This window comes from Hydrogenophaga sp. (assembly GCF_030158645.1).
In the GTDB taxonomy this organism is placed as follows: domain Bacteria; phylum Pseudomonadota; class Gammaproteobacteria; order Burkholderiales; family Burkholderiaceae_C; genus Hydrogenophaga.
Genome location: NZ_JAOASO010000129.1, coordinates 1 through 1443 on the forward strand (window position 1 = coordinate 1; position 1443 = coordinate 1443).

Genomic DNA, 1443 nt, shown 5'->3' on the forward strand with positions numbered 1-1443 from the left:
GCAACATCTACCGCCAGTTCTCGGCGGTGATGGTCAGCGCGATCGCGTTCTCGGCGTTCCTCGCGCTGTCGCTGACGCCGGCGCTGTGCGCGACGCTGCTGAAGCCCGTCGAGGCCGGCCACCACCACGCGAAGCGCGGCTTCTTCGGCTGGTTCAACCGCGGCTTCTCGCGCACCGCCAAGGGCTACGAAGGCGTCGTGGCCCGCATCCTGAAGCGCGCGGCTCGCTACCTCGTCATCTACGCCGCGATCATCGGCGCGGTGATCGTGCTGTTCGGTCGCCTGCCGACCTCGTTCATCCCGAACGAGGACCAGGGCAACATCCTGGTCAACGTGCAGCTGCCACCGGGTGCGACGCAGAACCGCACGACCGAGGTGATGAAGCAGGCCGAGGCGTGGATGCTGAAGCAGCCCGATGTGCAGAGCATGGTCAGCGTGCTCGGCTTCAGCTTCTCGGGTACCGGCCAGAACGCCGCGCTGGGCTTCGTGACGCTGAAGGACTGGGACGAGCGCCCGGACGCCGACCAGAGCGCTCAGGCGCTGGTCGGGCGGGCCTTCGGCGCACTCGGGCAGATCCGCGATGCGTTCATCTTCCCGGTCAGCCCGCCGGCGATCCGCGAGCTGGGCCGCTCCAACGGCTTCGCGATGCGGCTGCAGGACCGCGGCAGCAACGGCCATGAAGCCCTGCTGGCGGCACGCAACCAGTTGATCGGCATGGCGGCGAAGAGCCCGCTGCTGGTGTCGGTGCGGCCCGACGGGCTTGAAGACGCGCCGCAGCTGCAGCTCGACGTCGATCGCGACAAGGCCGCCGCGCTCGGCGTGTACTTCGGCGCAATCAACACGACGCTGTCGACCGCGCTGGGCTCGTCGTACGTCAACGACTTCCCGAACGCCGGCCGCCTGCAGCGCGTGGTGGTGCAGGCCGATGCGCCGGCGCGCATGCAGCCCGACGACCTGCTGCAGCTCAACGCGCTGAACACGGCCGGCCAGCCGGTGCCGCTGGCGGCCTTTGCGACGACGCAGTGGATCAACGGGCCGATGCAGACGGTGCGCTACAACGGCTACCCGGCGATGCGCATCCAGGGCGAGCCGGCCAAGGGCGTCAGCAGCGGCGCGGCCATCGCCGAGATGGAGCGGCTCGCATCCCAGCTGCCGACCGGCTTCGCGTTCGAGTGGACCGGACAGTCGCGCGAGGAAAAGCTGTCGGGCTCGACCGCGCTGTTCCTGTTCGGCTTCTCGCTGCTCGCGGTGTTCCTGTGCCTGGCGGCGCTGTACGAGAGCTGGTCGATCCCGCTGGCGGTGATCCTGGTGGTGCCGCTGGGCGTGCTCGGCGTCGTGACCGGCGCGGGCCTGCGCGGGCTGGAGAACGACGTGTACTTCAAGGTCGGCCTGATCACCATCATCGGCCTGTCGGCCAAGAACGCGGTGCTGATCATCGAGTTCG

General features: G+C 69.1%; 1 protein-coding gene. It reads left to right on the forward strand.

Annotated elements, in window-relative coordinates:
- Positions 1–1443 (forward strand): efflux RND transporter permease subunit (locus tag Q1W68_RS13645; protein ID WP_300716941.1); only part of this gene is annotated, 1443 nt, incomplete at both ends.